Annotated in this window: 21 protein-coding genes; 8 read left to right on the top strand and 13 right to left on the bottom strand. The window is 74.6% G+C overall.

Going from position 1 to position 20229, the window contains the following annotated elements:
* Positions 1 to 60: 60 nt before the first annotated feature.
* Positions 61 to 597, bottom strand: a complete 537-nt coding sequence (locus LPA54_RS29660; RefSeq protein ID WP_228983551.1) for an SMI1/KNR4 family protein — start codon at positions 595 to 597, stop codon at positions 61 to 63.
* A 188-nt stretch (positions 598 to 785) separates the two neighbouring features.
* Here LPA54_RS29660 and hemB point away from each other — a divergent pair, with 188 nt between their 5' ends.
* Positions 786 to 1781, top strand: a complete 996-nt coding sequence (hemB, locus tag LPA54_RS29665; RefSeq protein ID WP_228983556.1) for a porphobilinogen synthase — start codon at positions 786 to 788, stop codon at positions 1779 to 1781.
* 89 nt (positions 1782 to 1870) lie between these two features.
* Complete coding sequence (locus LPA54_RS29670; protein WP_228983557.1) at positions 1871 to 2422, top strand: DUF1963 domain-containing protein; 552 nt, start codon at positions 1871 to 1873, stop codon at positions 2420 to 2422.
* 115 nt (positions 2423 to 2537) lie between these two features.
* Here the strand turns inward: LPA54_RS29670 and LPA54_RS29675 are convergent, their stop codons facing one another.
* From LPA54_RS29675 to LPA54_RS29695, 5 genes are all read right to left on the bottom strand, one after another.
* Positions 2538 to 3272, bottom strand: a complete 735-nt coding sequence (locus tag LPA54_RS29675) for a hypothetical protein (RefSeq protein WP_228983559.1) — start codon at positions 3270 to 3272, stop codon at positions 2538 to 2540.
* A complete protein-coding gene (locus LPA54_RS29680; protein ID WP_228983561.1) occupies positions 3269 to 3811 on the bottom strand; it encodes a SigE family RNA polymerase sigma factor in 543 nt (180 codons plus the stop codon). The genes LPA54_RS29675 and LPA54_RS29680 overlap by 4 nt, the downstream gene beginning before the upstream one ends.
* Positions 3812 to 3992: 181 nt before the next feature.
* Positions 3993 to 4550: a hypothetical protein gene (locus LPA54_RS29685; RefSeq protein ID WP_228983562.1), complete on the bottom strand. Its 558-nt coding sequence runs from the start codon at positions 4548 to 4550 to the stop codon at positions 3993 to 3995.
* A 247-nt stretch (positions 4551 to 4797) separates the two neighbouring features.
* The gene (locus LPA54_RS29690; protein ID WP_228983564.1) at positions 4798 to 5337 is read right to left on the bottom strand and encodes an SRPBCC family protein; all 540 of its coding nucleotides are present in this window, start codon (positions 5335 to 5337) and stop codon (positions 4798 to 4800) included.
* 228 nt (positions 5338 to 5565) lie between these two features.
* Positions 5566 to 6360 (bottom strand): ATP nucleotide 3'-pyrophosphokinase, encoded by a 795-nt coding sequence (locus LPA54_RS29695; protein WP_228983565.1) that lies wholly within the window; start codon positions 6358 to 6360, stop codon positions 5566 to 5568.
* 134 nt (positions 6361 to 6494) lie between these two features.
* Here LPA54_RS29695 and LPA54_RS29700 point away from each other — a divergent pair, with 134 nt between their 5' ends.
* On the top strand, positions 6495 to 6764 hold the full coding sequence (locus LPA54_RS29700) for a DUF1876 domain-containing protein (RefSeq protein ID WP_228983566.1): 270 nt from the start codon (positions 6495 to 6497) through the stop codon (positions 6762 to 6764).
* Between the two features lie 150 nt (positions 6765 to 6914).
* On the opposite strand, the gene argS is transcribed toward LPA54_RS29700, so the two are convergent.
* Positions 6915 to 8690, bottom strand: coding sequence for an arginine--tRNA ligase (gene argS / locus LPA54_RS29705; RefSeq protein ID WP_228983567.1), 1776 nt, complete (start codon positions 8688 to 8690; stop codon positions 6915 to 6917).
* A gap of 277 nt (positions 8691 to 8967) precedes the next feature.
* Between argS and lysS the strand changes: the two genes are divergently transcribed.
* Complete coding sequence (gene lysS, locus LPA54_RS29710; RefSeq protein WP_228983568.1) at positions 8968 to 10710, top strand: lysine--tRNA ligase; 1743 nt, start codon at positions 8968 to 8970, stop codon at positions 10708 to 10710.
* Between the two features lie 150 nt (positions 10711 to 10860).
* Positions 10861 to 11070 carry a hypothetical protein gene (locus LPA54_RS29715; protein WP_228983569.1) on the top strand — a complete coding sequence of 70 codons (210 nt, stop codon included), beginning with the start codon at positions 10861 to 10863 and terminating at the stop codon, positions 11068 to 11070.
* A 123-nt stretch (positions 11071 to 11193) separates the two neighbouring features.
* Here LPA54_RS29715 and LPA54_RS29720 read toward each other — a convergent pair whose 3' ends face one another.
* From LPA54_RS29720 to LPA54_RS29730, 3 genes are all read right to left on the bottom strand, one after another.
* Entirely contained in the window at positions 11194 to 12711 is a 1518-nt protein-coding gene (locus LPA54_RS29720; protein WP_228983570.1) for a DUF2637 domain-containing protein, read from the bottom strand.
* 206 nt (positions 12712 to 12917) lie between these two features.
* Positions 12918 to 13649, bottom strand: coding sequence for a DUF3558 domain-containing protein (locus tag LPA54_RS29725; RefSeq protein ID WP_228983572.1), 732 nt, complete (start codon positions 13647 to 13649; stop codon positions 12918 to 12920).
* Between the two features lie 169 nt (positions 13650 to 13818).
* Entirely contained in the window at positions 13819 to 14769 is a 951-nt protein-coding gene (locus tag LPA54_RS29730; RefSeq protein ID WP_228983574.1) for a DUF3558 domain-containing protein, read from the bottom strand.
* Between the two features lie 172 nt (positions 14770 to 14941).
* Here LPA54_RS29730 and LPA54_RS29735 point away from each other — a divergent pair, with 172 nt between their 5' ends.
* Complete coding sequence (locus LPA54_RS29735; protein ID WP_228983576.1) at positions 14942 to 16135, top strand: RtcB family protein; 1194 nt, start codon at positions 14942 to 14944, stop codon at positions 16133 to 16135.
* Between the two features lie 131 nt (positions 16136 to 16266).
* Here LPA54_RS29735 and LPA54_RS29740 read toward each other — a convergent pair whose 3' ends face one another.
* A complete protein-coding gene (locus LPA54_RS29740; RefSeq protein WP_228983578.1) occupies positions 16267 to 17031 on the bottom strand; it encodes an SDR family NAD(P)-dependent oxidoreductase in 765 nt (254 codons plus the stop codon).
* Between the two features lie 231 nt (positions 17032 to 17262).
* On the opposite strand from LPA54_RS29740, the gene LPA54_RS29745 reads away from it, so the two are divergent.
* Together LPA54_RS29745 and LPA54_RS29750 are read left to right on the top strand one after the other, a co-directional pair.
* Entirely contained in the window at positions 17263 to 17736 is a 474-nt protein-coding gene (locus LPA54_RS29745; RefSeq protein ID WP_228983579.1) for a hypothetical protein, read from the top strand.
* Positions 17737 to 17953: 217 nt separating this feature from the next.
* Entirely contained in the window at positions 17954 to 18658 is a 705-nt protein-coding gene (locus LPA54_RS29750; RefSeq protein WP_228983594.1) for an AAA family ATPase, read from the top strand.
* A gap of 112 nt (positions 18659 to 18770) precedes the next feature.
* Here LPA54_RS29750 and LPA54_RS29755 read toward each other — a convergent pair whose 3' ends face one another.
* Complete coding sequence (locus LPA54_RS29755; protein WP_228983581.1) at positions 18771 to 19505, bottom strand: Mut7-C ubiquitin/RNAse domain-containing protein; 735 nt, start codon at positions 19503 to 19505, stop codon at positions 18771 to 18773.
* A gap of 85 nt (positions 19506 to 19590) precedes the next feature.
* Positions 19591 to 20223, bottom strand: coding sequence for a hypothetical protein (locus tag LPA54_RS29760; RefSeq protein ID WP_228983583.1), 633 nt, complete (start codon positions 20221 to 20223; stop codon positions 19591 to 19593).
* Between the last annotated feature and the right edge of the window lie 6 nt (positions 20224 to 20229).

A 20229-nucleotide genomic window follows, 5' to 3' on the forward strand; every position in this document is an offset into this window, starting at 1 on the left:
CGGGCGGCTCCCGCTGCCGCCGCCCCGGCCTCCTGAGCGGCCGGGGGCGTCAGCCGGACGTCAGCGGCACAGTTCGTCGAGGTCCTCGGTGAAGGTGGGGAACTCCGCGCGGGCCTCGGTGATGATGTCGCGGGCCGGGCGGCGCGGGGTGGTCGCGTGGCGTTCGGCGAGCGCGGTGAGCTCGGTGCGCGGCACGCTCGGGCGGGGCTCGGGCGCCTCGTACAGGACGGACTCCAGCGGGCCCACCCCGTCGGCCACCACCCACAGGAAGTCGGACAGGCTCCCGGCGACCACGCCGCTCTCGCCCTCCGAGCCCATGAACACCACGGGCTGTTCGGGGAGGGGCCGACCGGGGCGCGCGAACCAGACCGCCGCGAGCCCGCCCGAGCCGTCCTGGCCGAAGACGCGGTAGGGGACGTCCTCCAGCTCGTGGTTGCCCGTCCAGTGGCGGAACCAGTCGGTGGTCTCGTCGGCGGGGTGGAAGGCGTCGTACGGCTCGAAGTCGATGCCGTCGCCCCCGTCGTAGTCGAAGCGCCGTCGGGCCAGTTCGGCGAGGGCGGGCGGGAGGCGGCGGTCGTCGCCGGGCGTCTGCGTCACCCGCGCAGGCTAGCCAGCCGCACTGACAGCCGCCTCACCCGGGCAGGCCGACGGGGAGGGAGCGGTGACCGGCGGGTGCGGCCTGCCGAGCGGGTGGCACCGACCGGCGGCGCCCACCGGCGGCGCCCACCGGCGGCGCCGACTGGGCGTCGGCAAAGGCACCGGTGGGGCGGGCGTAGCGTGAGGGCATGACTGTGTACGGATCCTTTCCCGGGGCGCGGCCGCGGCGGCTGCGTACCACGCCCGTGATGCGGCGGATGGTGGCGGAGACGCGGCTGCATCCGGCGAACCTGATCCTGCCCGCGTTCGTGCGGGAGGGCGTGAGCGAGCCGGTGCCGATCTCGGCGATGCCCGGCGTCGTGCAGCACACGCGGGACACGCTGCGGAAGGCCGCCGTGGAGGCGGTAGAGGCCGGGGTCTCCGGGATCATGCTGTTCGGCGTGCCGGAGGACGAGAAGAAGGACGCGGCCGGTACGGCGGGGACCGACCCGGACGGCATCCTCCAGGTCGCCATCCGGGACGTGCGGGCCGAGGTCGGCGACGACCTGGTGATCATGTCGGATCTGTGCCTCGACGAGTACACCGACCACGGGCACTGCGGCGTGCTGGACGCCGACGGGCGCGTCGACAACGACGCCACCCTGGAGCGGTACGCCGAGATGGCGCAGGTCCAGGCCGACGCGGGCGTCCACGTCGTGGGGCCGAGCGGCATGATGGACGGCCAGGTCGGCGTCATCCGCGACGCGCTCGACACGATCGGCAAGGAGGACGTGTCGATCCTGGCGTACACCGTGAAGTACGCCTCCGCCTTCTACGGGCCGTTCCGCGAGGCCGTCGGCTCGTCCCTGAGCGGTGACCGCAAGACGTACCAGCAGGACGCGGCCAACCTGCGCGAGTCGATGCGCGAGCTGGCGCTCGACCTCGACGAGGGCGCCGACATGGTGATGGTCAAGCCGGCCGGGCCCTACCTCGACGTGCTGGCGAAGGTCGCGGACGCGGTGGACGTGCCGGTCGCGGCGTACCAGATCAGCGGAGAGTACGCGATGATCGAGGCGGCGGCGGAGAAGGGCTGGATCGACCGGGACCAGGCGATCCTGGAGTCCCTCACCGGCATCCGGCGCGCGGGCGCGCAGATGATCCTCACGTACTGGGCGACGGAGGTCGCGCAGCGGCTGGGGCGGTAGCCGGCAGCCGGTAGTGGGGGCGGTCGGCTCCGGCAGCGCCCGGCCCCCCTGCCGGTCGGAGGGGGAAAGGGCGCGCCTAGGCTTCGGCCATGCTTCTGGTACACGGCGGGACAGCCGCATCCGACGCTCCCGGGCCGCGCACGGGGGGAGTGCCGCTCGTCCCGGAGGGATTCGTCTGGCCCGACTGCCGCGAGTGCGGCGGGCCCATGCTGTTCCTCGCCCACCTGCCCCTCGACCCGGGGGTGATCGGCGTCTTCCTCTGCCAGAACGACCCGGGCATGTGCGACGACTGGGACGCCACCTCCGGTGCCAACCGCGCCTACGTGTTCGAAGGACCGCTGTCGGCGGCCCCCGTCCCCGCCGGGGGTGAGACGCTGCTCGGCGCGGTGACCGCCCTGCGCCCCCACCCGGCCGACACCCCGACCGCGGAGCCGGTGCTGGGGCGGCTGGGCGGCGAACCCGACTGGATCCAGGGCGACGAGACTCCCGGCTGCCCCTCCTGCGCCGCCCGTATGAGCTTCGCGGCCGAACTCGAAGAGGGTCACGACTTCGAGACCTCCGCCAACTTCGGCGGAGGCGGCCGCGGTTACGTCTTCCACTGCCGCCCCTGCGGCGAGGCCGCCTTCCTCTGGCAGCGGTGAAGGCTTCCCGCTGAGTGCGTCCGGAGCCGGAGACGGATCGCCGTGACAGGGACCGTGCCCGGGGTGGTGCGAAGCCTCTGCCCGAGCGGACCGAGGTGTGTCGTCCGGACGGGACCTAGCCCGGTAGCTCGGCGAGGAGCGTGCCGGCGGCGTCGTACAGGGCGAGGCGTCCGCCGCCCGCGTCCGCGTCCGGCGGGGGCGGGGTGGTGGCGTACCAGACGCCCCAGCCGGGTGAACCGGGGAGTTCCAGCAGGGTCGCGGGCGTCCTGGCGCCGTCCGGGCCGGTGAGCTCCACGCGGGCGGCGCCCTTCGTGCCGTGGTAGAGCCCCGAGTGGAACGTCCCCTTCCGGTCGCCTTCCGACTGGTGGCTGAGACCGGGCCGGCCGAGGTCGACGTTGCCGTCGGTGACGCTGCGGAAGTTGTCGTACCCGTCGGGGCCCGACCAGTGCTTGCCCTCGGCGGTCAGCCAGACCTGCCAGCCCCCTCCCGCGTCCACCCGCTCGCCGGCCGCCACCACCTTGGGCGGTGCGGCGGGCGGGGACGCGGGCCGCGACGGGGCCGGGGGCGGTGGCGGCGGCACGGACGGTCCCGGGACGGGAGTGGCCGGGGCGGCCGGGGACGGGGACCGCGCCGGCGCCAGGACCTGCGTCAGGGTCAGGGCCACCGCCGTCACGGCGAGGGCGCACCCCGTGGCCAGGGCCGCCGAGCGGCGGCGCCGGCGGGCACGGCCGGCGCGTTCGATGGCCGCCAGCGGCACCGGGCCGGGGGTGACGTCGCGGGCGGTCTCCGTGAACACCGCCCGCAGCCTGCGGGCGGCGGCCTCGGCGTCCGCCGGGGGTGTCGGGGTCATCGCTCTGCTCCCGGGGAGGCGTGGAGGTGGGGGTCGAGGGCCGGGTGGGTGCGCAGCGCCTCCAGACCGCGCCGGGCATGCGTCTTGACCGTGCCGACCGAGCAGTCGAGCACCTCCGCGATGTCGTGCTCGTTCAGGTCCTCCCAGTACCGCAGCACCATCACGGCCCGCTGCCGGGGGGAGAGGTCGGCGAGCGCCCGCACGAGCGCCGTCCGCTGGTCGATCGTGTCGGCGTGGCCGGCGTGGGAGTGGCGGACGGTGTCCGGCAGCAGCGGCGTCAGCAGGTGCACCACCCGCCTGCGGCGCAGCCGGCTGAGGTTGTTGTTGACCAGGGCTCGGCGCACGTACAGGTCGACCTGGTCGCGGGGTACCTTCCGCCACCGGCCGTAGAGCTTGGCCAGCGTCGTCTGCACCAGGTCCTCCGCCTCGTGGAAGTCGCCGGTGAGGAGGCGGGCGGTACGCACCAGGCGGGGCCAGGCGGCCGTGGCGAAGTCGGCGAAGTCGGTGGCCTCGGCGTCGGTGTCGGACCCGTGCGGCACGGTGCGGAACCTCGCGTTCGTACGGCGGTGGTGATGGTGGGGGCGGTGGCGGGGTGGGTGGTGAGGGCGGGGTGGGCGGTACGCGGCGGTGCCCGGTCGGTGTGCCGGGTTCTCCCGCGGGGGTGTTTCCGTGGCAGGGCCCGCCCCGAACCGGGCCCTGCCACGAGACTCGGGGGACGGGTCAGAAGTCCCAGGCGGGCAGCTCGGCCAGGAGCCGGCCCGAACGGTCGTACAGGGCCACGCCCGGAACGCCCCCGCCCGTCGCCGGCGGCGTGTGCACGTACCAGGCGCCCCAGTCGGGGGTGCCGGGCAGCCGGACGAGGGACGCGGGCGTCCGCGTACCGTCGGCGGCGACCAGTTCGACGCGGGCGGCCTTCTTCGCGCCGTGGAACACACCGGAGTGGAACATGCCGTCCCGGTCGCCCTCCGACTGGTGGCTGACGCCCGGCCGGGACCGGTCGATGTTGCCGTCGACGACGCTGCGGAAGTTCTCGACGCCGTCCGGGTCCGACCAGTGCTTGCCCTGCGGGGTCAGCCACAGCGTGTAGCCGCGCCCGGTGTCGACGCGCTCACCCGGCCGTACCGTGCGGATCGGGGACTTCGCGGCGGTCTGCTCCGCGGGCGCGGCCACCGCGCCCCGCGGCGGGGCGGGCCGCTCGGCGGCGTATGCCCCCGTCGGCACGGCCGCCAGGACGGCGGCCACGGCGGCGGTCGCCGCGTACTGCTTCATCCGGGTCATGGATGCGGTCTCCTCGGGAAGTGCGGGTGGACTCGACGGAGTGGCGCCTCTCCACCCGTATGAACTCCTCCCGGCAGGGACCCGGATGACACGGTGTCGGAAATTCTTCCGACGGAACCCCGCCCTGTCCGGTGGCCGGTCGGCACCCGCCGGCAGGGCGCCGCGGGCTCAGAGCGCCGGGGTTCAGGGCGCCGCGGGCTCAGAGCGCCGGGGGTTCAGGGCGCCGCGGGTTCAGGGCGCCAGGGGTTCAGAGCGCCGCGCGGTCCTCCGCCAGGGCCCTGATGCCGCCGAGGGTGGCCGCCATGCCGGTACGCAGCTCGGCGAGGCGTCCCGCCACGATGCGCTCCTCGCGGTCCGGCGCCCGGTCGACGGCCAGGCTCACCCCGGACCGGGCGGGACCCAGGCGCACGCCGAGACGCAGCAGGGTGGCGCCCCCGGGGGCGGGGCACAGCTCGAACCGCCAGGTCGCCAGCGGCCGGTCCGGGTCGGCCTCCCCGCCGCCGAAGCGGTCGTCGGGGTCGGTGACCGCCCAGGCGAACACTCGCTGCTCGACCAGTTCCACCACGTACGAGTGGGTGCGCCAGGTGCCGACCCGGGGGTGCTCGTTGCGCCCTTCGAACCTCGCTCCGAGGGCAGGACCGGTCGCACCGTCCAGCCAGACGGCGTGGCGGAGTTCGGGGCTGAGGCGGGCGGGGAGGCCGATGTCCGTGACGAGCTCCCACAGGAGGGCGGGGGGTGCGTCGACCGTGGTCTCGGCGGTGGCGGTCGGGCCGTCTGCGTAGCGCATGGGGGGATCGTAGGCGGGCGGGCCGGGCGGGGTGTCGGCCACGCGGGGAACGTGGCCGGGGTCACCCCGCTCCGGTCTCCCCGCTCCGGTCCCGCGCCCCGGTCTCCCCGCTCCGGTCCCCCGCCCCGGTCACCCCGCCCGGGTGGTTGGGGGAGTCCGCCGGGCCGTGGTGGCGGTCAGGGCCGGCCGGGTGCGGGCGTCAGGGCCGGCCGGGGGTGGTGGTCCCGGTCAGGGCCGGCCGGCGGGTGCGGGGGCCGGTGCGTCGGCGGGCTGCGGCCGGCTCGGGGTGGTGGCCGGGGCGGGCGTCGGGGCGGTCAGCCGGTCGGCGCCCTCGGGTACCGGGACGGCGGCGAAGAGGGCGTCCTGCTGCTCCTGGAGCTCCTTCCTCCGGGTCGGGGAGGTGCCGGGGAGGCGCTGCTCCTCGTACAGCTTGTGCGTCTCCTCCTGGGCCCGCTTGCCGGCCGGGGTGTGGAACTGGATCTCGAAGCGCATGCCCGAGCGGGGCGCCGCCCACGCGGAGTTGACCGCCTTGTACCCCTGCGCGGCGCCCCAGGTGTTCTTCCAGCGGATGCTGTCGTTGCCCCAGGAGGCGAGGTGGGACGAGGCCGCGGCCACCCCGGCGGTGTAGCGGGCGTCCGGCCACTGGAGGGTGTAGCGGACGGCGTCGTTGATCGTGGCGAGGGCGGCCTCGACGCTCCGGCCGGGCGTCTCCTCCATCGCGGTGGCGACCTTGCGCTTGAGGGAGTCCGGGGACTTCAGCCGGGCGTCGAACCCGACCAGTTCGGCGCCGGTCAGCCACGCCGCCGCGCGGACCTGGGGGCTGATGGAGCGCTCCGCCTCGCGGGCCTCGGCGGCGAACGCGTCGACCCTGGCGTTGTCGGCGGCGTCCAGGCGCAGCCCGTCCTGGTGCCAGCCGCCGTCGGCGTGGTCCGCCAGGGCGGTGGTGGCCGGTGCGCACAGGGCGAGCGCCGCGGTGATCGCGGCGGCCGTGATCGTGCGGGGGAGCGCGTGCGGGGTGTTCATCTCCGGGGTCCGTTCCTCTCCGGTGGGGGTGTTTTTGGAGGGAGAACAGGGGGCGGACGACCGGGGTTGCGGTGCGGTGGGCGCGGTGCGGCCGGGCGGGGGATTCTGGAAGGGAACCACCGGAGGTGATCCGCATGCACACACTCGTCGGATGGCACGTCGACATGGAGTTCCGCGAGGACGGCGACCGCACCCGGGCCGCCGCCCTGGTGCGGCTCGGTGACGGGACCGAGGTGCGCGGGCACGGCCAGGCCCAGCGCCACCCCTCGGACTCCGGGCAGCTGCGGGTCGGCGAGGAGATCGCGGGCGCCCGCGCGCTGATGGACATCGCCACCCAGCTGCTCCAGAAGGCCCACGTGGAGATCGACGAGGCGAGGGGTAAGCCGTCGCGGCCGTTGATCTGAGCCGGGGGAGGGTGTGGGGGACACCGGGAGGGGCGGACGTCGGAGGGGCGCGGGACACCGGGAGGGGCGGGACGCCGGAAGGGGCGCGGGACGCCGGAGGGGGGCGGCGCCGTGTGGCGCCGCCCCCCTCCGGTCTCCGCTCCCGCGTCGTCAGAGGCGCTCGGGCGTCCGGATACCCAGCAGCGCCATGCCCTGGTGCAGTGTGCGGGCGGTCAGGTCGCACAGGAACAGCCGGTTCTCGACCTGCTCGGGGGTGTCCGCCTTGAGGACCGGGCACTCCGAGTAGAACGACGTGTAGAGCGACGCCAGCTGGTACAGGTACGCGGCCAGCTTGTGCGGCTCGTACGTCTCCGCCACCTCGCCGAGCGTCTCGCCGAACCGGTCCAGGTGCAGGCCCAGCGCCCGCTCGGCCGGGGCCAGGGCGACCTCCGGGTGGGCGACGGGCTCCGCCTCGCCGGCCTTGCGGATGATCGACTTGATCCGGGCGTACGCGTACTGGAGGTAGACGGACGTGTCGCCGTTGAGCGACACCATCTGGTCCAGGTCGAACTTGTAGTCGCGGGACGCGGAGGTGGACAGGTCCGCGTACTTGATCGCGCCGATGCCGACCTGGGCGGCGCGCTCGGCGATCTCGTCCTCGGTGAGGCGCTGCGCCTCGGGGACGTCCTGGTTCTTCTCGCGGACCACGGCCGCCGCCCGGTCGATCGCCTCGTCCAGCAGGTCGACCAGCCGGACGGTCTCGCCCTCACGGGTCTTGAACGGCTTGCCGTCCTTGCCGAGGACCGTGCCGAAGGCGAGCTGCACCGCGTGGGTCCGGTCGTTCAGCCAGCCCGCGCGGCGGGCCGTCTCGAACACCATCTTGAAGTGCAGCGACTGGCGGGCGTCCACGACGTACACCAGGGTGTCGGCGCCCAACTGCTGCACGCGGTCGCGGATGGCCGACAGGTCGGTGGCCGCGTAGCCGTAGCCGCCGTTGGACTTCCGGACGATCAGGGGGACCGGGTTGCCGTCGGGGCCCTTCACGTCGTCGAAGAACACGCACAGGGCGCCCTCGGAGCGGACCGCGACGCCGGACTCCTCCAGCAGGCGGCACGTCTCGTCGAGCATGTCGTTGTACCCGGACTCGCCGACCACGTCCGGGTCCTCGATCCGCATGTCCAGCTTGTCGAAGACGGAGTAGAAGTAGATCTTCGACTCGTCGACGAACCGCTGCCAGAGCGCGAGGGTCTCCTCGTCGCCGGACTGGAGGGCCACCACGCGGTCGCGGGAGCGGGCCTTGAACTCCTCGTCGGAGTCGAACAGGGCGCGGGCCGCCTTGTAGAGGCGGTTCAGGTTGGACATCGCCTCCTCACCGGAGACGTCCGCGTCCTTGTGGTCCAGCTCGTGCGGGTGCTCCATCAGGTACTGGATGAGCATGCCGAACTGGGTGCCCCAGTCGCCGATGTGGTGGCGGCGGATCACCTTCTCGCCCGCGAACTCCAGGATCTTGACCATGGCGTCGCCGATGACGGCGGAGCGCAGGTGCCCGACGTGCATCTCCTTCGCCACGTTCGGCTGGGCGTAGTCGATCACCGTGGTGCCGGCCTTCTCGGCGTACGGGACGCCGAGGCGGTCGTCGGCGGCGCGGGCGGCGAGGGTCCCGGTGATCGCCGCGTCCGTGACGGTGACGTTGAGGAAGCCGGGGCCGGAGACCTCGATGTCCTTCACGACGTCGTTCGCCGGGATGGCCGCCACGACCCTCGTCGCCAGCTCGCGCGGGTTGCCCTTGAGCTTCTTGGCGAGGGCCAGGATGCCGTTGGCCTGGAAGTCGGCCCGGTCGCTTCGTCGCAGCAGCGGGTCGGCGGAACCGGCCTCCGGCAGGGCTGCCGAGAGGGCGTCCGCGAGGCGCTGCTGCACGGTCGAAGCGAGGGAAGGGACCGAGGCCATGAGCTTCCGTTCCTGTGTCGGGGTCTGTGGGTGCCGGGCGCGCGGCCGCACGGCCGCGCGTGGTGCTTTTCCGGTTGTCAAGTGTCCCATGGCCGAGCAACCTCTTTCCCGGGACCGCTGCGAGGTCCCCGGGGCCTGTGGACAACCTCGGGTCCCGTCGTTCCGTCTGGGAGAATGGCGAGCGAGGGGCGGTACCCCGAGCGCCGACCCCAGCACCACCCGCAGAATCCGCACCACCCGCACCACCCGCAGAGAAACCCGCAGAGAATCCAAGGACGTGCCGATCGTGGCTCAGAGCAGCACCGAGACCGACTGGGTCTCCCGTTTCGCGGACGAGGTCATCGCCGAGTCGGAGCGACGTGCGCCTGGCAAACCGGTCGTCGTCGCCTCCGGCCTGTCCCCGTCGGGCCCCATCCACCTCGGCAACCTCCGCGAGGTCATGACCCCGCACCTGGTCGCCGACGAGGTCCGCCGCCGGGGGCACGAGGTCCGCCACCTGATCTCCTGGGACGACTACGACCGCTACCGCAAGGTCCCGGCCGGCGTCCCGGGCGTCGACGACTCCTGGGCCGAGCACATCGGCAAGCCGCTCACCTCCGTACCGGCCCCCGCCGGCTCCCCGCACGCCAACTGGGCGGAGCACTTCAAGGCCGGGATGATCGAGTCCCTCGCCGAGCTGGGCGTCGAGTACGACGGCATCAGCCAGACCGAGATGTACACCTCGGGCGCCTACCGCGAGCAGATTCTGCACGCCATGAGGCACCGCGGCGCCATCGACGCGATCCTCGACCGGTACCGGACGAAGGACAAGGCGACCGGCAAGCCGAAGAAGCAGCAGCAGAAGCCGGTCGACGAGGCGGAGCTGGAGGCCGCCGAGGGCTCCGGCGCCGCCGGCGAGGACGACGGCTCGGGCGGCGCCGGCGGGTACTTCCCGTACAAGCCGTACTGCGGCCGGTGCGGCAAGGACCTCACCACGGTCACCTCCTACGACGACGCGTCGACCGAGCTGGCCTACACCTGCGCCTGCGGCTTCGCCGAGACGGTCGAGCTGAGCTCCTTCGACCGCGGCAAGCTCGTCTGGAAGGTCGACTGGCCGATGCGCTGGGCCTACGAGGGCGTGATCTTCGAGCCGAGCGGCGTCGACCACTCCTCGCCGGGCTCGTCGTTCGTCGTCGGCGGGCAGATCGTCCGCGAGGTCTTCGACGGCGTCCAGCCGATCGGCCCCATGTACGCCTTCGTGGGCATCTCCGGCATGGCGAAGATGTCGTCCTCCAAGGGCGGCGTGCCGACCCCGGCGGACGCGCTGAAGATCATGGAGGCGCCGCTGCTGCGCTGGCTGTACGCGCGCCGCAAGCCCAACCAGTCCTTCAAGATCGCCTTCGACCAGGAGATTCAGCGGCTGTACGACGAGTGGGACAAGCTGGAGGCCAAGGTGGCCGACGGCACGGTCCTGCCGGCCGACGCCGCCGCGCACGCGCGGGCCGTCCGCACCGCGGCCGGCGAGCTGCCGCGCACGCCGCGCCCGCTGCCGTACCGCACGCTCGCCTCGGTCGTCGACATCACCGCGGGGCACGACGAGCAGACGCTGCGGATCCTCGGCGAGCTGGACCCGGCTGACCCGCTGACCTCGCTCGACGAGGCCCGTCCCCGACTGGACCGCGCGGAGAACTGGATCTCCACGCAGGTCCCGGCCGACCAGCGCACCATCGTCCGCTCCGAGCCCGACACCGAGCTGCTCGCCTCGCTGGACGAGGAGGGGCGCGAGTCGCTGGCGCTGCTGCTGGAGGGCCTGGACAGCCACTGGTCGCTGGACGGGCTCACCACGCTCGTCTACGGCGTGCCGAAGGTGCGGGCCGGGCTCGACCCGGAGGCCAAGCCGACGCCCGAGCTGAAGGTCGCCCAGCGGACGTTCTTCGCGCTGCTGTACCGGCTCCTCGTCAGCCGTGACACCGGGCCGCGCCTGCCCACGCTGCTCCTCGCCGTGGGGGCCGACCGGGTGCGCAAGCTGCTCGGCGCCTGACCGGCGGACCACCGCCGCGCCCGACGCGCGCGATCGGAGGGCCTCACCCCGCGGGGTGGGGCCCTCCGGCGTGTGCTGCATCCTTCGGACGACCGCGGGTTCGGCCCACGGCAGGACGCGGACGCGGGGCGACCGCGGGAGCGTGGAGCCATGAAGGAACTCGTGGCACTGATCGGTTGGGTCGCCGGCATCCAGGGCGCCCTGGGCGTCGCCGGGCGGTACTTCGGCGACCACCCGTGGGGGCTGCTCCAGAAGTGGTGGGACGTCCCGACACCGGCGTACGTGGCGCTGGCCGTCGTCGGCGCGCTGCTCGCCGCCTACGGCGAGACCGCCAGGCTCCGCGGCCGCTCCGGCCTCTGACCCGGACACCCGGCGGACGGGTGGTGCCGGTGGGTGGCGGGTGGTGCCGGTGGGTGCGGCGGCGGGTGGTCGGTGTGCGGCGGCGGCGCGGGCGGTCGGTGGTGGGTGCGGCGGGTGGTCGCGTCAGGCGATGTGCTCGGCTTCCAGCTCCGCCTGGTAGCGGGTCCGGAAATCGGCCAGCCAGCGGCGCAGGAGCACCTGGCCGCGCGGGTGCCGGTGGCCGTACGCCTCGGCCAGATGGGCGTCGAGGACGTCGGCGTCCGGCCAGTCGCCGTGCCGGCCGACGTACGCCCGGAACACCTCGTACGCGGCGCGGCGGAACTCGTCGTCCTCCTCCGCGTCGGGCGCCGGGACGGGGGCGGGGGAGGGGCCGGGCAGGGGCGTCTCGTCGGGGGTCGGGGTCGGGGCCGGGGTCGGGGCCGCGTTACGCGGGTCGGGGCCGGGGCGGGGGCCGGGCAGGGGCTTCTCGACGTGCGCCGCCGGGTCGTAGGAGCCGGCGTACGTGACGTCCTGGGGGAGCTTCGGGGCCGAGAACCAGGGGCTCACGTGGTTGACCGGCCCCGGGGGGCGCTCGCCCTGCGGCTGCCCGGGGTGCGGGGCCCGCGACGGCTCCTGCGGGTGCGGCTGCTCCTGCGGGAGCCGGGCCGCCTGCTGCTCGGGGCGCCCGTGCTGCCGCGGGTCCGGCTGCGGGTCCGGCTGCGGCTGCGGCTGCCCGTCGTGCTGCTCCTCGCGCGGCTGCCGCTCGTCCTGCGGATCCGCGTCCTCGTGCCGCGGGCCCGCGGGGCGCGGCTCGGGCCGGGCGTCCTGCGGCTGCCGGCCGGGCTGCTCCGGCGTGGCGGTGCGGGGCAGCTCCGCCGCGGCGACCGATGCCGGTCCGACCGCGGCCACCGCACCCGCCGCGGGCGCCTCCTGAGTGGCCGTCACCACGGCCGGCTGCGGCGGCAGGAGCACCGGCTCGATGCCCGCCGCGGCCAGCCCGGCCGGGGCGGTCTCGGCCAGCGGCACGCCGTACTTCGCCAGGCGCAGCGGCATCAGCGCCTCGACGGGCGCCTTGCGCCGCCAGGCGCGGCCGAACCGGGCCTGCAGGCGCGCCTGGTAGATCAACCGGTCCTGCTCCACCTTGATGACCTGCTCGTAGGAGCGCAGCTCCCACAGCTTCATCCGGCGCCACAACCGGAAGGTGGGCACCGGCGAGAGCAGCCAGCGGGTGAGCCGTACGCCCTCCATGTGCTTGTCGGCCGTGATGTCGGCGATGCGGCCGACGGCGTGCCGCGCCGCCTCGACGGCCACGACGAACAGCATCGGGATGACCGCGTGCATGCCGACGCCGAGCGGGTCGGGCCAGGCGGCGGCGCCGTTGAAGGCGATGGTGGCGGCGGTCAGCAACCACGCCGTCTGGCGCAGCAGCGGGAAGGGGATGCGCAGCCAGGTCAGCAGCAGGTCGAGGGCGAGCAGGACGCAGATACCCGCGTCGATGCCGATGGGGAAGACGAGCGAGAAGTCGCCGAAACCTTTCTTCTCGGCGAGTTCGCGCACCGCGGCGTAGGAGCCGGCGAAGCCGATGCCGGCGATGACCAGTGCGCCGGCGACGACGACACCGATCAGTACGCGGTGCATCCGCGTCAGCTGCATCGCGGCCACCGGCGGTCCCCTCCCGTGTTCCCCTGCTTGATCTCGCGGGCACAGCCTGGCATATGCGTGCGGGATCCGGCGCTCCGGGGGGAGGCCGGATCACGGCGGCCGCCCGTGGTGCCGGTCACGGCCGCCGCCCCGGCGGCGGGCGCGGGCCTCGCCCGGGCGGCAGCCTGCCCGCCGGGGTCCCGGCGGGCCCACCGTGCCGACGGCGCCTACTTGTTGGCCGCGGCGACGGCGGCGACGGCGTCCTTGACCGCCTTGACCGTGCCCTCCATCAGCTCGCCGGCGGCGGGCGTGTCGGCGCCCGCGTACCCGGTGCCGTTGTAGGAGACGGTGATCACGGCGTTCTCCGTGCGGGCGACGATCACGCCGTAGCGGAAGGTCTCGCCGGTCTTCTTGAGGGAGTAGCTGACAGCGCGGGCCTCGTTGCCGATGCCGGGGGCGGAGGAGGTGCGCACGTCGATCGCGCCCTCCGTCGCCTTCACCTCGGCGACCTTGGCCGCGTACTTGTCCTGCGCCCGCTTCTCGCCGCTGCCCAGGGCCTGCTCGGAGTCGAAGCGGAGCAGGGAGACGTCCAGCCAGCGGTAGTCCGAGCCCTTGACGCCCTTGTCCTCCAGGCCGTTCCACGAGCAGCTGCCGCGGCTGGCCACGTCGGACGACTTGCCCGGCGTACCGGCCTTGGTCTTCACCTCCGGGACGAGCTCCTCCACCGTCTTCGCGGTGACCGCCTTGCAGGCGTCCGGCAGCTTCGCGAACTTCGCGGGCGCGACGCTCGGCGTGGGCGCGGCCGAGGAGGGCGCCGCGGAGGGACCGGCGGCGGGCGAGGACGGCGACGCCGACGCGCTCGGGGCGGAGTCGTCCGACGAGCAGCCGGCGGCGACGAGCATCACCGGGACGGCGGCGCAGGCGAGTATGCGGGTGAGACGCGGGGCTGATCGGTGCATGGTTCCTTCAGTCGCTCTGTCGCTTGTCGTACGAGTCGGTCGTACCGGCCGGTCATACGGTCCGGGCGATCCGGCCCGGCCACGGTAGCCCGAGTCGGGGCCGGGTCGGGGCCCGTCGGCGTACCGCGGCGGGCGGTCGGCTGCCGGGCGGCGGCGGGCCCGGCACCCCTCACTCGTCGAACCGCTCGGCCAGACGCTGCGCCAGCTCGCGCGCCTTGCCCTGCAGTTCCTCACTGTCCGGAACCTCCCCGACACGCATCGGCTGGGCCGCGTACCGGACCGTCACGACGACGTTCGATGTGCGGAACACCACGCTGACGGTCCGCTGCTGGGCGGCCGGCCCGGCCGGGGCGAGCACGTCGTGGAGGAACGCGGCGTCGCCGAGGTCCGGCAGGACCCGGGACGCCAGCCCCTCCGGCGGGGCGGAGGACGCCGGGGCGGAGGAGGCGGGGGCGGAGGGCGCGCCACCGGGGGCGGACGGGGCGGGTGAGGCGGGGGAGGCCGTCCGCTTCGCCTGGGCGGCGGCGGTCGTGCCGGGGGCGACGGGGGCGCCCGGGGCACCGGCCGGGGAGGCGGCGGCCCCGGGCGCGCCGGCCGCGCCGGGGGACGCGGTGGGCGCGGGGGACACGGCTCCGGTGGCGGGCCCGCCGGGCGTGGCGGGGGTGGCCGGGGCGAGGCCGGCGGCGGACTCCTTCGTCGTGTACACCTCCTGCGCCCGCGTCTCGTCGCTGACGGACGGGTCGAAGGAGACGACGCGCTCGAAGTCGAGGCTGAGGTGGTGGATCGCGTCCGGCCCCTCCGCCTTCCAGGAGCACCCGGCGCGGCGGTCGGTGTCGTAGGTGACGGCGGCGGTGCCGCGCAGGACGCGGTCGCGCTGCTGGGGGGTGAGGGCGGTGACGGCCGGCAGCATGTTCTGCAGGGTGGCGCGGCTGACGGCGCCGCACGGCTCGTACAGGGTGCGGTACCGGCCGGGCTGCGCGACCGTGCCGGCGGTCGTGCCGGCCTTGGCGTCGACGTCGGAACCGCTCGTCCCGGAGCCGGAGTCACAGCCGGCGAGGGCGGTCGCGCTGAGGGCCGCGAGGAGTGCGGCCAGGCCGGTTGCGTACGCCCTTCGCTGCACGGTCCGGGGCTCCCTTCCCTGCGGTCACGGTGAAAACGGCTTGCCGGTACTCGGCGGCCGGTGGACACAATGTCTATCGCACGCACAGCCGTCGCTGCCGGTTTCCTGTCACTTATGTGCACTCTGGCACCGGTTTTTGCGTTTTCTGACTTTCTCGGGGGATGGGGTAGGTATGTCGTACGTCGAAGTGCCCGGGGCGAAGGTGCCCATCCGGATGTGGACGGACCCGGCGTCCGTGGAGGACGGCGCGCTGCGGCAGCTGCGGAACACCGCCACGCTGCCGTGGATCAAGGGCCTCGCCGTCATGCCGGACGTGCACTACGGCAAGGGCGCCACGGTCGGCTCCGTGATCGCGATGCGCGACGCGGTGTGCCCGGCGGCGGTCGGAGTCGACATCGGCTGCGGCATGTCCGCCGTCCGCACCTCGCTCACGGCGAACGACCTGCCCGGCGACCTGTCGCGGCTGCGGTCCGGCATCGAGGCCGCCATCCCGGTCGGCCGCGCCATGCACGACGAGGTCGTCGACCCGGCGCGGATCCACGGTGCCCGCGTCACCGGGTGGGACGACCTGTGGGCGCGCTTCGACGGCATCGCCGAGGAGGTCAGGTTCCGGCAGGAGCGGGCCGCCCGGCAGATGGGCACGCTCGGCGGCGGCAACCACTTCGTCGAGGTCTGCCTCGACACCTCCGGCGCCGTCTGGCTGATGCTGCACTCCGGCTCCCGCAACATCGGCAAGGAGCTGGCCGAGCACCACATCGGCGTCGCGCGGCGGCTGCCGCACAACCAGGACATCGTCGACCGCGACCTCGCGGTGTTCGTGGCCGGTACGCCGGAGATGGCCGCCTACCGCGCCGACCTGTTCTGGGCGCAGGAGTACGCCCGGCACAACCGCACGGTCATGATGGGACTCCTGAAGGACGTCGTCCGCAAGGAGTTCAGGAAGGCCGGGGTGACCTTCGAGCGGGAGATCTCCTGCCACCACAACTACGTGGCGGAGGAGCGGTACGACGGCATGGACCTGCTCGTCACCCGCAAGGGCGCCATCCGCGCCGGCAGCGGCGAGTACGGGATCATCCCGGGGTCGATGGGCACCGGCTCGTACATCGTGAAGGGGCTCGGCAACGAGAAGTCCTTCAACTCCGCCTCGCACGGGGCCGGCCGGCGCATGAGCCGGACCGCCGCGAAGCGCCGCTTCTCCACCCGGGACCTGGAGGAGCAGACCCGCGGGGTGGAGTGCCGCAAGGACGCCGGTGTCGTCGACGAGATCCCGGGCGCGTACAAGCCGATCGAGCAGGTCATCGACCAGCAGCGCGACCTGGTCGAGGTCGTGGCGAAGCTGAGGCAGGTCGTCTGCGTCAAGGGCTGAGCCGCCCGCGGTCAAGGGCTGAGCCACCCGCGGCGGGGGGCCTGGCACCGCAGGGCCCTGCTGCGCAGGGGCCTCCCGTGCAGGGCCCTGCGCCGAGGGGTCCGGTGCCGCGGGGGTCCGGCCGGGCGCGGTCAGCGCTCCCGGTGCACCTTGGTGTTGGACGCCTGGGCGCGGGGGCGGACGACCAGCAGGTCGACGTTGACGTGCGGCGGGCGGGTCACGGCCCACGTGATCGTGTCGGCCACGTCGTCGGCGGAGAGCGGGTCCGGGACGCCCTCGTAGACCTTCGCGGCCCGCTCCTCGTCGCCGCGGAACCGGGTCGTGGCGAACTCCTCCGTCCTCACCATGCCGGGGGCCACCTCGATGACGCGGACCGGGGTCCCGACGATCTCCAGGCGGAGGGTCTCGGCCAGGACGCGCGCGCCGTTCTTCGCGGCGACGTACCCGGCGCCGCCCTCGTACGTGGCGTGCCCGGCGGTGGAGGACACCACCACGACCGTGCCGCCGTCGCCCGCGGTGAGGGCCGGCAGCAGCGCCTGGGTCATGTGCAGCGTGCCGATCACGTTGACCTCGTACATCCGGCGCCAGTCCTCCGGGTCGCCGGTGGCCACCGGGTCGGCGCCGAGGGCGCCGCCCGCGTTGTTCACGAGGACGTCGCACCGGTCGAGGGAGGCGGCGAAGGCGTCGACGGCCGGGCGGTCGGTGACGTCGAGCGGGTACGCCTCCGCCCGGTACCCGGCGGCGGTGAGCTCGGCGGCCAGCGCCTCGACGCGGTCGCGGCGGCGGGCGGTCAGCACGACGTGGTGGCCGGCGGCCGCCAGCCGGCGTGCGGTCGCGGCGCCGATCCCGCTGCTGGCTCCGGTGACGACGGCGACGGGCTGGGCGGCGGCGGTCATGGTCGGCGTGCTCCTCGGGCCGGTACGGGGCGGTGGGCGCCAGCATATGCGCGGCCCGGCGGCGACGCGGTGTGTACATGATCACCGGTGTCCCGGGCGGGCCGGGGCCGACCGGAGCCGGACCGCCCGGGCCCTTCGGTGCGGCGGAACGGGCGACCGGCACGGCCCCCGCCTCCTCCGGCCCGCGTGGCTGACGGGGATCCACGGACGCCATATCGGTATCTTCCGGTCATGATGACGATGCGCAGGGCCGCTGTCGCGGTGTCCGTCGCGGTGGCGACGGTGGTCGGTACGGGCGGCTGGACCGGGGCGGTCGCCCCCGAGGCGGACGTGGCCCACCACGGGTACGCCACGCTCGCCGGCGACCGGCTGGACGTGCTGGTGCTGACCCACAACCACGGGCCGTCGGCCGTGGAGGACACCACGCTGCGCGTGGAGGTCTCCGCGCCGCTGGTCACGGCGGGACGCAGGCTCCCGGCCGGCTGCGTGTGGGGCGGCGAGCGGGCGGTGCTGTGCTCCACGGGCGTACTGCCCGCCGAGGGCGAGCGCCGCGAAACCCTGCTGGACCTGCGCACGGCGGGCATGACCCACGAGGTGACCGTCCGGGTGAGCACCGCCTGGAACGGCGGCGCGACGGACCGGATGCCGGAGAACAACGACCACCGCGTACTGGTACCGGCCACGGGCGACCCGTACGTCTTCTGACCGGCCGGTCGGCTGTCGGCCGCTGACGCTTCCGGAACGCTGACTTACGGACCGCTGACCTCCGGACCGGCCGAGCGCCGGTCGGCCGAGCGCCGACCGGCGGGCCGTCCATGCGGCGGGCCGTCCGTACGGCTGTCGCGGCGCGGCCCGTCGGCTTGCCTCCCGCCGGCCCGGTGACCAGACTCGGCCCGTGATCGTCGAACGCGCGTACGCCCACCTGCCCCCCGGAGAGCTCGACGGCGACGGCGGCTCCGCCGACCCGTGGCCGTGGTCCGTGCCGTGCGTACGCGCCCTGTTGACGGACGGGCTGCGCTTCACCGCGCCCGTCACCTTCCTCGTCGGCGAGAACGGATCGGGCAAGTCGACGCTGGTCGAGGCGCTGGCCGAGGGGTTCGGCCTGGACTCCTGGGGCGGCTCGCACGACTGGCGGTACGCCACCAGCCGCGGCCGGTCGGCGCTCGGCGAACGGGTGCGGTTCGACGCGGCGTCCCCGCGCGGGCGGCGGATGATGGCCTCCCGGGCGGCGCGCAAGGGCTTCTTCCTGCGCGCCGAGACGGCACGGGACGCACTCGACCGCGAGGGGCTCGCCCCGGACGCGGTGAGCCACGGCGAGGGGTTCCTCGCGGCGTTCCGCGGGAAGTTCCTCCAGCCGGGCCTGTACGTGCTCGACGAGCCCGAGGCGGCGCTGTCGTTCTCCTCGTGCCTGGAACTGATCGGCCACATCGACCGCTTGGCGCGCTCCGGCGGCCAGGTCGTGTGCGCGACCCACTCACCGCTGCTGACCGCCATACCGGGCGCGGACGTCATCGAGGTCGGCGAGCACGGCATGCGCCGCGTCCGGTGGGAGGAGCTGGCGCTGGTCGACCACTGGCGGCGGTACCTCGCCGACCCGCGGGCCTACCTGCGCCACGTCCTGGACTGACCACCCCGCCCGCCCGAGCCCACCCCGGCCGGGCCGCGCCGCCCCGCCCCAACCTGGCGGCCGCCCCGACCTGACCGGGCCGCCCCGCCCCGCCCCGACCGGGCTGGTCCGGTCAGGCGGGCGCGCCGCCGAACTCCGCCAGCGCCGTGCGCACGATCTCCTCCAGCCGCGCGTGGTGGGCCCCGCGCCAGTACACGCGCTCGCAGCCGGTGCACCGGGCGAAGACGTCGTAGGTGTGCCGCGTGCCGTGCTCCAGGAGCTCGCGCACCTCGTCCTTGTCGGCGCCGGTCAGCGCGCCGTTGCAGGCGGTGCAGCGGGTCCAGGGGGCGAGCGGCGGCGCGAAGCGGCCCAGCACGTCGCGCAGCTGCTCGTCGGGGCGGTGGCTGTACACGTACGCGCCCGCCCACAGCTCCCGGCGGCGCAGCAGCCCGCGATCGCGGGAGAGCAGCACGCGCCGCTCCCGGGCGGACCGCGCGGCCAGCGCGGGGTCGCCGATGTCCTCGCTCTCGTACGCCGCGTCGACGCCGAGCAGCCGCAGGCGGCGGGCGAGCGTGCCCAGGTGGACGTCGAGCAGGAACCGCAGGGGCGCGCCCGGCACCTCCTGCGGGCGCTCCACGCCGCGCACCTCGACCACGGCGCCCCCGGCCGGCACGTGCGCCGGGGCTACCCGCTCGCCGTCGACGAGCAGGGCGCCGACCTCGGTGAGCGGCACGCCGAGCGACTCGACGAGGTGGCCGAGCGTCGACACGCCGTCGGTCGTCACGGCCGTCCGGCCCGTGCGGCGCGGTGCCGGTACGAACAGGCCCAGTCCGGGCGCGAAGCTGATGTGGATCTCCGGTCCCCTCACGCGGCCAGGATGCCACCGGCCACGCGCCTGAGCCAGATCGTTTCGCCCGGGCCGCGCCCGCTCCCGATCGCGGTGGGACGCCGGGTCAGGGCCAGACGAGGCAGTACGGCTGGTGGCCCGCCTCGTGGAGGCGGACGGAGAAGTCCTGCCATTCGTGCAGCAGCTGGTAGACGTTGTACGCGTCGCGCGGGCCGCCGCGGTCGGGGACCGTGGACCAGATGAAGGCGGCGGCGCCCACCGACTCCTCACCGACCCCGCGCAGCGGGTCGACGACCGTCGTCGGGAGCTTCACCACCGCGTAGTCGGGGTGGAGCACCACGAGCTCCAGCGGCGGGACCCGGTTCAGCGGCATGCCCTGGAGGCCGGTCAGCACCATGGCGGCTATGGTCTCCGGCTTGATCTTGGTGAACATGCCGCCCATGCCCAGTTCGTCGCCGCCGAGTTCCTCGGGGCGCATCGAGATCGGCACCCGCGCCGCCGTGGCGCCGTTGGGCGCGCCGAAGTACTTGTAGGTCACCCCCATGCGGCCACCCCTGCCCCCCAGGGGGTCGGCCCCCATGGGCTCGCCCGGCGCGGGGATCCCCCGCTGTACGTGTTCGTCCCGCCGTACGGGTTCCCGCGGGGCGGGGTCGTCCCGCTGTCGCCGGTGTCTCCCCCGCCGGGCACGCTCGGGACCCAGATCGCCGGTCCCCTCGCCCAGTCCGCCACCGCGATGCATATCTCC

It is taken from the genome of Streptomyces sp. DH12, assembly GCF_020873895.1.
Classification (GTDB): Bacteria; Actinomycetota; Actinomycetes; order Streptomycetales; family Streptomycetaceae; genus Streptomyces.

Bases quoted from the DNA above. Each gene is read 5' to 3' on its own strand.
- hemB (WP_228983556.1), top strand. From the start codon at position 786: ATGACTGTGTACGGATCCTTTCCCGGGGCGCGGCCGCGGCGGCTGCGT.
- LPA54_RS29670 (WP_228983557.1), top strand. From the start codon at position 1,871: ATGCTTCTGGTACACGGCGGGACAGCCGCATCCGACGCTCCCGGGCCG.
- LPA54_RS29675 (WP_228983559.1), bottom strand. From the start codon at position 3,272: ATGACCCCGACACCCCCGGCGGACGCCGAGGCCGCCGCCCGCAGGCTG.
- LPA54_RS29685 (WP_228983562.1), bottom strand. From the start codon at position 4,550: ATGACCCGGATGAAGCAGTACGCGGCGACCGCCGCCGTGGCCGCCGTC.
- LPA54_RS29690 (WP_228983564.1), bottom strand. From the start codon at position 5,337: ATGCGCTACGCAGACGGCCCGACCGCCACCGCCGAGACCACGGTCGAC.
- LPA54_RS29695 (WP_228983565.1), bottom strand. From the start codon at position 6,360: ATGAACACCCCGCACGCGCTCCCCCGCACGATCACGGCCGCCGCGATC.
- LPA54_RS29700 (WP_228983566.1), top strand. From the start codon at position 6,495: ATGCACACACTCGTCGGATGGCACGTCGACATGGAGTTCCGCGAGGAC.
- argS (WP_228983567.1), bottom strand. From the start codon at position 8,690: ATGGCCTCGGTCCCTTCCCTCGCTTCGACCGTGCAGCAGCGCCTCGCG.
- LPA54_RS29715 (WP_228983569.1), top strand. From the start codon at position 10,861: ATGAAGGAACTCGTGGCACTGATCGGTTGGGTCGCCGGCATCCAGGGC.
- LPA54_RS29725 (WP_228983572.1), bottom strand. From the start codon at position 13,649: ATGCACCGATCAGCCCCGCGTCTCACCCGCATACTCGCCTGCGCCGCC.
- LPA54_RS29735 (WP_228983576.1), top strand. From the start codon at position 14,942: ATGTCGTACGTCGAAGTGCCCGGGGCGAAGGTGCCCATCCGGATGTGG.
- LPA54_RS29740 (WP_228983578.1), bottom strand. From the start codon at position 17,031: ATGACCGCCGCCGCCCAGCCCGTCGCCGTCGTCACCGGAGCCAGCAGC.
- LPA54_RS29745 (WP_228983579.1), top strand. From the start codon at position 17,263: ATGATGACGATGCGCAGGGCCGCTGTCGCGGTGTCCGTCGCGGTGGCG.
- LPA54_RS29760 (WP_228983583.1), bottom strand. From the start codon at position 20,223: ATGCATCGCGGTGGCGGACTGGGCGAGGGGACCGGCGATCTGGGTCCC.